The following is an 8,293-nucleotide window of genomic DNA, read 5'->3' on the forward strand; positions in this document are numbered from 1 at the left end:
GGGGGTGGGCTCGACGACGGGCTCGGGGGAGGGCGCCGGCGCCGGCTCGACCACGGGGGCGGCCACCGTGGTCGTCGGCGCCCCCGGGGTGATGAGGAAGTCGGCGAAGTCGATGTGGGCGTCCTTCGGAGCGCCGGGGCTGTTGTAGAAGGTCTCGGCCATGAGGAGGTTCAGCGGGGTGGTGACACCTGCCGGGCGCCAGCGCACGTCGCTCAGCCTGATCCCCTGCTGGCCGTCGATCCAGATGTTGAGGAGGCCGTCGTTGACGCCGGGGGTGTTGAGCTTGACGTGGATCTGGACGTCGAACCAGCGGTCCACAGGGATGCGCATCCGCTCACCGGCGCCGTTCGTCCCGGTGCTGATCGGCACGGAGATGCCCCAGGTGTTGAAGGTCTTCCCGGCTGCGTAGGGAGCGTAGATGTAGGCGTCCCACCACGGGTGTCCCACGCTGTACGACGACGACTTGCGCGCGTGCAGGCGCACCGAGAAGGAGTCCGGCTGCAGGGTGCCCCCTGACGAGGCGTACCAGAGCGACTGGTCGGCCGGGGCGCCCGCCAGCCCGGGCATCTTGAGGTCGATGAGCGACAGGCCGTTGTCGTGCGTGTCGCGCGGCACGAGGACCCGGTACGTGAGCGTCGCCTCCGTCGCCGTGGCGATCGAGCTGCGCACCTTGTAGCCGTTCATCCGACCCTGGTCGAGGTGGACGCGGGAGACGCCGGGGCTGGGCATCGTCAGGTTCTCCGGGGAGTCCTGCACGCCCCCGCGGGCGGCGAAGTCCTGGAGCGTCTCTCCTGGCGGTACGGCAGCCTCTGCGGCGGTCGACCAGGAGCCGGTCAGCATCCCGGCGACCAACGCCATGGTCACTGCGCCGCTGGCGGCGATGCGAGCCATGCTCTTCCGGGGCATGCGAACGAGGGTCGTCGCGGTCATGGTCCTCTACCTGTGTCGGGTGGGACCGATGGGCGGCCCACGTTCGGTGGCCCGGCTGGCTGCGTGAGCTCCGTGGCTTTGCGCCCCCGCCTCGCGACGGGTTTGCCCTTGTCGTCGTGTCCTGTGTCGTCGTGGCGTGAGAGTCGCCCCGACGTCATCTCCATCATCGGCACGCGTGCGGGATCCTTGAGTGTGTTTCGAGCCACTTGAGGTGGGGACGGCCCCATCGATGCGAACGTGCAGGTCGCACTCCCGGAAGTGGCGTCCAGGGCGCCTCGACGGCCCGGTCGCCGTGAGCCCGGGCCGTGCGTGCCTGCTCCTCGATGCCGCGGCGGAACGAGGAGGGGGTCGTGCTCGGTGCGTGGAGGTTGCGCGGCGGAGGGTCCACGCACGCGCCGACCGACGGGCCCCCGGACCGGGTCCTCCCTGAGCGGACCGTCTCGGACACCCGCCACCCGTTCCATCGGGTGAAAACGGACATACGGGATGAACGCCGCTCAAAAGGGCGGTAACGTCGTCGGAGTCCAGGGTGTGAAGGGGGTGTGGGGTGACGACGACGGTCGAGCGTCGCGGCAGCATCCCCGCTGGGGAGCGCCGCGGCCGTGCCGCCGGTCCGCGTCGGTCGTGGGCCTCGGCCCAGCCCTTCGCACCACCCGTCTCCCCGGGACCCGTCCACGAGTCCTGGCGCGTCGTCGTCGGGCAGTACAGGCTGCGCATGGTCCTCAGCGACGCCCTGGCGGTCGCCGCGGCAGGAACGGTGTATGTCGGGGTCGTGGCGCATGCCGACGCTGCTGCCGTGGCCGCCGTCGCGGGGGTCGCGCTCGGACTGCTCACGCTGATCGCGCTGTGCCGGGGCTACGACGTCAGGGCGCTCGGGGACGGCCCCGGCGAGTACCAGGCGATCCTTCGCGCGGCCGGGCTCGTCTCCGTCCTCCTCATGACGTTCGCCTTCGTCGCGGACGTGAGCCTGCCCCGCTCCGCCGTCTTCCTCGGTGTGCCCGCCGCTGCGCTGCTGGCGCTCGCCGGGCGGTACGTCAACCGGAAGGCCCTGCACCGTCGGCGCACCGGGGGTGAGGCGATGATGCGGACCCTCGTCATCGGGGAGCCGTCCGACGTGGACCACGTCGTCGAGGACCTCGATGCCGCCGTCTACCACGGCTACCGCGTCGTCGGGGCGTGCGTACCCTCGCTCGACCTGCCCGGCCCGCAGGGCCGCGCACCGGTCCTGGGCGCCGTGGCCGACGTCGCACAGGTGGTCGTCGACCACGAGGTGGAGGTCGTGGTGGTGGCCGGCTCGCCCCTGGCGGCCGACGGTCTTCGCCGGCTGTCCTGGGCGCTGGACCGGGCCGGGGCCAAGCTCATCGTCGTCCCCCAGCTGGTCGAGGTCGCGGCGCCGCGCATCGCCGTCCGGCCGACCGCAGGCCTGTCCCTCCTGGAGGTGGAGGTCGCGGCGCCTCGTCCGCGACTGCTCGCCAAGGCGCTGCTCGACCGGTTCCTGGGCGTGGCGTTGCTCCTCGCGGCGGCTCCCGTGATCGCCGCGGCAGCCGTCGCCGTTCGGGTGACGTCGCCGGGTCCCGCCTTCTACCGGCAGAGCCGGGTCGGGGTGGACGGTGAACGCTTCTCGATGTGGAAGCTGCGGTCGATGTACGCCGACGCCGAGGCGCGCCGCGCAGCGCTCGTGGCCGAGAACGAGGGGGCCGGAGTCCTGTTCAAGATGAAGGACGACCCTCGCGTCACCCGCGTCGGCAGGTACCTCCGTCGGTACTCCCTCGACGAGCTGCCCCAGCTGTTCAACGTGGTCCGGGGCGAGATGTCCTTGGTCGGTCCTCGGCCGCCGCTGGGCGCGGAGGTCGAGCAGTACGAGGACCAGGTGCACCGGCGCCTCCGGGTCAAGCCGGGGCTCACCGGCCTGTGGCAGGTCTCGGGACGGTCGGACCTCAGCTGGGAGGAATCCGTGCGACTCGATCTGCGATACGTCGACAACTGGTCCGTCGTCATGGACATGATGATCCTGTGGAAGACGCTTCGGGCCGTCGTGCGGCCGGCCGGCGCGTACTGACGCTCACGCGGTTCCCGGTCGTGCGCGAACGCGCCGGGCGAGTCGGCACCACCGGGACACGAGATCCATCATGATCAACGTTCGGGCCGGCGGTCCGAGCCACCGTCACGCGGCCTGGAGGCGCAATGCACCACGACGTTCGGGACATCCCAGTCGTCATTCTCTGCGGCGGTATGGGGACGCGACTGCGTGAGGCGAGCGAGAAGCTCCCGAAGCCCTTGGTCGACATCGGTGGGAAGCCCATCCTCTGGCACATCATGAAGACGTACAGCGAGCACGGCTTCCGGCGCTTCGTGCTCGCGCTCGGGTACAAGTCCGGGCTCATCAAGGACTACTTCCTCGACTACCGGCACCTCACCTCGGACTTCACGCTCGAGCTGAACGGGCGGTCCGGGCCGGTCTTCCACAACTCGGAGGGCAACGAGGACTGGGAGATCACGTTCGTCGAGACAGGGCTGACCACCGGGACGGGCGCCCGTCTACGGCGGCTGACCCAGCACCTGGACGGACCACGATTCGCCATGACCTACGGCGACGGGATCGGTGCCGTCGATCTCACCGCCCTCGTCGCTCACCACGAGGAACGCGGGCTCATCGGCACCCTGACGGGCGTCCACCCGAGCAGCCGCTACGGCGAGATGCGGGTCGACGGCACCACCGTGACCGAGTTCAACGAGAAGCCGACGCTCGCCGAGGGGTGGGTCAACGGCGGGTTCTTCCTCTTCGAGCGGGAGTTCGTCGAGCAGTACGTGCCCGAGGACCCGGGGGTCATGCTCGAGTCCGTGCCGTTGCAGCGGCTGGCACGCGAGGGGCAGCTCTCCGTCTTCGAGCACAACGGCTTCTGGATGGGGATGGACACCTTCCGTGACTGGACCGAGCTGAACTCGCTGTGGGACGCCGGGAACGCCCCCTGGAAGACCTGGAAGGACTGAGCATGCGAATTCTCGTCACCGGTACCGAGGGGTACCTGGGCAGCCTCCTCGCGCCCACCCTGCTGTCGGACGGGCACGCCGTCAGTGGAGTCGACACCGGCTACTACAAGCAAGGATGGCTCTACCACGGCTCCCCGCGCACCCCGGAGACCATCGCGAAGGACGTGCGGCACCTCGAGGCGCAGGACCTCGAGGGATTCGATGCCGTCGTCCACATGGCCGAGCTGAGCAACGACCCGGTGGGGGATCTCATCGGCGACGTGACCTACGACATCAACCACCACGGGTCCGTCCGACTGGCGCGACTGGCGAAGGAGGCCGGTGTCGAGCGCTTCGTCTACATGTCCTCCTGCAGCGTCTACGGGGTGGCTGACGGAACGGTCGACGAGACGAGCCCGACGAACCCGCAGACCGCCTACGCCCGGTGCAAGGCGCTGGTCGAGCGCGACGTCACGGCGATGGCCGACGACGGCTTCTCGCCGACCTTCCTGCGCAACTCCACGGCCTTCGGCGCCTCACCGCGGATGCGTTTCGACATCGTGCTCAACAACCTCGCCGGCCTGGCGTGGACCGAGAAGAAGATCGCGATGACGAGCGACGGCACGCCCTGGCGGCCGCTCGTGCACGGCCTCGACATCGCCCAGGCGATCCGTGAGGTCCTGGCTGCCCCGCGGAGCGCGATCCATGCGCAGGTGCTCAACGTGGGGAGCGACGAGAACAACTACACCGTCCGGGAGATCGCCGAGACCGTGGCGGACGAGTTCCCGGGCTGCGACGTGACGTTCGGCCCGCCCAGCGCCGACAACCGCAGCTACCGCGTGGGCTTCGACAAGATCGGCGCGGTGCTCCCGGGGTTCGAGTGCCGCTGGGACGCACGCAAGGGCGCGGCCCAGCTCCGGGAGATCTTCGAGCGGATCGACCTCGACCAGGCGACGTTCACCGGACGCGGCCATACGCGCCTCGCGCAGATCCAGCACCTCATGCGGACCGGTCAGGTCGACCACGAGCTCTTCTGGACGGTGGCACCATGAAGTTCACGACCACTGCCGTCGACGGCGCCACCATCGTGGACCTCGAGCCGTTCACCGACGACCGCGGCCTGTTCGCCAGGACCTTCGACGTCGACGAGTTCGCGGCTCACGGGCTCGACGTCGGCGTCGCCCAGGCGAACGTCTCCTACAACCACGTCGCAGGGACGCTGCGGGGGCTGCACCGCCAGGTTCCTCCGCACTCCGAGGGCAAGCTCGTCCGGTGCACCGCCGGGGCGATCGTCGACGTGGCCGTGGATGTCCGCCCGGACTCCCCGACGTACGGGCGTCACGTCATGGTCGAGCTGACCGCCTCGAACCGCCGCGCGCTGTTCGTCCCGCCGTACGTCGCGCACGGGTACCAGACCCTCACCGACGGTGCCGAGGTGACGTACCAGGTCAGCGGGCCGTACGTCCCGGGCGGAGAGCAGGGGTTCCGTCACGACGACCCCGCGTTCGCCATCGCGTGGCCCCTTGCCGTGACGGTGATCTCGGCGAAGGACGCCTCCTGGCCCCTGCTGTCCGAGACGGGGCTTCCCCCTCTGTCGCTGCACGCCGGGAAGGACACCTGAGATGATCGTCATCGACACGCTGCTCGCCGGAAGGCAGGCCGGCGGTCGGCCCATCCGGGTCGCTCTCGTCGGCGCCGGCTTCATGGGGCGAGGTCTGGTCAACCAGATCGCCCACGCGGTCCCGGGCATGGAGGTCGCGGTCATCGCCGTCCGGCGCCCGGAGCAGGGCTTCCGGGCGTTCGCGGAGGCAGGTGTCGACGGCGTGGTGCAGGTCGACGACCGCCGAGGAGTGGAGCGGGCGATCAGCCGGGGCGTGGCTGCCGTGACGGAGGACATCCTCGGCGCGGTCGCCGCCGACGGTGTCGACGCCGTCGTCGACGTGACGGGTGCCGTCGAGCTCGGCGCGCACGTCGCGGTCACCGCGTTCGAGCACGGCAAGCACCTCGTCCTGATGAACGCCGAGGTCGACGCGACGGTAGGGCCCGAGCTCGCGCGGCGGGCCGACGCCGCGGGGGTCGTCTACACGGGCTGTGACGGCGACCAGCCCGGGGTGCAGATGAACCTCGTGCGCTTCGTGCGCGGCCTCGGTCTTCGCCCGCTCGTCGCGGGTAACATCAAGGGCCTCCAGGACCCCTACCGGACCCCGACGACCCAGAAGGCCTTCGCCGAGCGGTGGGGTCAGGACGCCCACATGGTCACGAGCTTCGCGGACGGCACGAAGATCAGCATCGAGCAGGCGACCGTCGCCAACGCGACCGGCATGTCCGTGCACCGGCGCGGGATGCTCGGCCGGGACCACCACGAGCACATCGACACGCTGACGGCCCGCTACGACCTCTCGGAGCTCGAGTCGCTCGGCGGCGCCGTCGACTACGTCGTCGGTGCCCAGCCCGGACCAGGGGTCTACGTCTTCGCGACGCACGACGACCCCAAGCAGCGGCACTACCTGAACCTGTACAAGCTGGGGGAGGGGCCGCTCTACAGCTTCTACACGCCGTACCACCTGTGCCACTTCGAGGTGCCCAACACGGTCGCACGCGCGGTCCTCCTGGGTGATGCCGCGATCCGTCCCCTCGGTGCGCCGACTGTCGAGGTCGTCACCACTGCGAAGACGGATCTTGCCGAGGGCACCGTCCTCGACGGGCTCGGCGGCTACCACTACTACGGGCAGGCGGACCGCGCCGACGTCACCGCCACCGAGCGGCTGCTCCCGATCGGGGTCGCCGAGGGGTGCCGGTTGCTGCGGGCCGTGCCCCGGGACGCGGTGCTCACCTACGACGACGTCGAGCTCCCGAGCGGGCGCCTCGTCGACGAGCTCCGGGTGGCGCAGAGCGCGCTGCAGGGGACGCCCGCCGCCCTCTCGGTGTGATGTCCAGGCGGGCTGTCACGTCCGCTGGTGGAGAACCCGTCCGAACCGCCGCGACCGAGGGAGCATGATGCGTCGCCATCACCCGCCCACCGACACCGCGGGTCCTGTGCCCACGGCATCGGGTGGCACGCGCACACGCAACCCCTTGGTGGATCGCTCCACCCGACGGCTGGCCATAGCCCTCGTGGCAGCCGGTGCCCTTCTCCTCGTCGCCAACCTGGTGCACCTTCCCGTCAACGCCCCTGGCGAGCCGTACCACCCGATCTTCTCCGACTGGCACTGGAACGGTGACCTCGACGGGTCGTTCATCGAGATCTTCGGCGGTCTCCAGCTGCTCCTCGCGGTGGTGGCCCTGCTGATCACCTGGAGGGCTCGGGGCGACGCCGTCTACGCCGTGTGGGCCCTGGTGCTCGCCACGGCCGCTGCGGACGACCTCCTCAGGGGGCACGAGCGAGTCCGTGACCTCCTGATGGCCACCGTCGACCTGCCCGTGATCCCGGGTCTGCGGCCCGGCGACGTCGGAGAGCTCGTCGCCTGGGCGATCGCCGTCGGGATCTTGGTGCCCCTGCTGCTGCTCGCGCATCGGCGAGCCGGCAGCGCCGCCCGCCACGACTCCCGGACTCTTGCCGTCCTCATGGCAGTGCTCGCACTCTTCGCCGTGGTGTTCGACATGCTGCACATCGTGGTCGAGACGAGCATCCCGCCACTGGCCGCGACGGGGTTGAGCCTGGTGGAGACAGCCGGGGAGCTGTTCGTCATGACAGCGATCGCCGTCGTGGCCTCCGGCATGGCCCTTCACAGCGCTCGACGGCAGCCATGACCAGCCGCTGTCGGGGACGCCCGGGCCCACGGTGACGGAGCGGGTCTGGGCCGGGGTGGCCACCGACCCGCGTCAGCCGGCCAGGGCGTCGAAGCGGTAGAGGAAGGCGGCCATGGCCTGGCGCGAGATGGCGTCCCCGGGACGGAAGGAGCCGTCCGTGAAGCCGGTGGTGATCCCCGTCTGAGCCGCCCAGCCGACCTCCTGGGAGAAGGGCGCACCTGCGGGCATGTCCCGGAAGGTCGAGGACGCGGCAGTCGTGCTCGGGCTGCCGGCGTACCGGTGGAGGAAGGCAGCCATGGCCGCTCTGGAGACAGCCTCACCGGGGCGGAACTTGCCGTCCGTGAAGCCCGTCGTGATGCCCTGGTCGGCGAGCCAGGAGATCTCGCGGGCGAACCGGTGGGTGGCGGGGACGTCGGTGAACCGGACGGTGGTCGTGGTGGCAGGGGAACCGGCGAGACGGTAGAGGAAGGCGGCCATCGTCTCTCGGGTGACCTCCGTGGTGGGCTGGAACGACCCGTCGGGGTAGCCGGTGGTCACGCCGGTGGCCGACAGCCAGGCGATCTCCTCCCGGAACGGGCTGCTGGCCGGGACGTCCCAGAACCCTCCGGTCCACGGCCCCTGGGTGACGTGGAAGTTGGCGAAG

At 70.5% G+C, this 8,293-nt stretch carries 8 protein-coding genes and 1 riboswitch; of the genes, 6 read left to right on the forward strand and 2 right to left on the reverse strand.

Annotated features, from left to right (window positions below):
* Positions 1–906 (reverse strand): polysaccharide lyase (locus tag N866_RS13865; protein ID WP_155855378.1); only part of this gene is annotated, 906 nt, incomplete at its 3' end.
* Between the two features lie 66 nt (positions 907–972).
* A riboswitch (cyclic di-GMP riboswitch) is annotated at positions 973–1,047 on the reverse strand.
* Positions 1,048–1,477: 430 nt separating this feature from the next.
* Here N866_RS13865 and N866_RS13870 point away from each other — a divergent pair.
* The 6 genes from N866_RS13870 (at position 1,478) to N866_RS13895 (ending at position 7,650) form a co-directional block, all read left to right on the forward strand.
* Positions 1,478–2,989 (forward strand): sugar transferase, encoded by a 1,512-nt coding sequence (locus N866_RS13870; RefSeq protein ID WP_034227364.1) that lies wholly within the window; start codon positions 1,478–1,480, stop codon positions 2,987–2,989.
* Between the two features lie 125 nt (positions 2,990–3,114).
* The gene (locus tag N866_RS13875; protein ID WP_034227366.1) at positions 3,115–3,921 is read left to right on the forward strand and encodes a sugar phosphate nucleotidyltransferase; all 807 of its coding nucleotides are present in this window, start codon (positions 3,115–3,117) and stop codon (positions 3,919–3,921) included.
* A gap of 2 nt (positions 3,922–3,923) precedes the next feature.
* Complete coding sequence (locus N866_RS13880; RefSeq protein WP_034227368.1) at positions 3,924–4,952, forward strand: NAD-dependent epimerase/dehydratase family protein; 1,029 nt, start codon at positions 3,924–3,926, stop codon at positions 4,950–4,952.
* Positions 4,949–5,521, forward strand: a complete 573-nt coding sequence (gene rfbC / locus N866_RS13885) for a dTDP-4-dehydrorhamnose 3,5-epimerase (RefSeq protein WP_034227369.1) — start codon at positions 4,949–4,951, stop codon at positions 5,519–5,521. Before N866_RS13880 ends, rfbC begins: the two co-directional genes overlap by 4 nt.
* A gap of 1 nt (position 5,522) precedes the next feature.
* Complete coding sequence (locus N866_RS13890; RefSeq protein ID WP_034227371.1) at positions 5,523–6,830, forward strand: NAD(P)H-dependent oxidoreductase; 1,308 nt, start codon at positions 5,523–5,525, stop codon at positions 6,828–6,830.
* Positions 6,831–7,014: 184 nt separating this feature from the next.
* A complete protein-coding gene (locus tag N866_RS13895; RefSeq protein WP_034227372.1) occupies positions 7,015–7,650 on the forward strand; it encodes a hypothetical protein in 636 nt (211 codons plus the stop codon).
* 72 nt (positions 7,651–7,722) lie between these two features.
* On the opposite strand, the gene N866_RS13900 is transcribed toward N866_RS13895, so the two are convergent.
* Positions 7,723–8,293 (reverse strand): S-layer homology domain-containing protein (locus N866_RS13900; RefSeq protein WP_162177321.1); only part of this gene is annotated, 571 nt, incomplete at its 5' end.

The organism is Actinotalea ferrariae CF5-4, from assembly GCF_000603945.1.
Lineage (GTDB): Bacteria > Actinomycetota > Actinomycetes > Actinomycetales > Cellulomonadaceae > Actinotalea > Actinotalea ferrariae.

Bases quoted from the DNA above. Each gene is read 5' to 3' on its own strand.
- N866_RS13875 (WP_034227366.1), top strand. From the start codon at position 3,115: ATGCACCACGACGTTCGGGACATCCCAGTCGTCATTCTCTGCGGCGGT.
- N866_RS13890 (WP_034227371.1), top strand. From the start codon at position 5,523: ATGATCGTCATCGACACGCTGCTCGCCGGAAGGCAGGCCGGCGGTCGG.
- rfbC (WP_034227369.1), top strand. From the start codon at position 4,949: ATGAAGTTCACGACCACTGCCGTCGACGGCGCCACCATCGTGGACCTC.
- N866_RS13880 (WP_034227368.1), top strand. From the start codon at position 3,924: ATGCGAATTCTCGTCACCGGTACCGAGGGGTACCTGGGCAGCCTCCTC.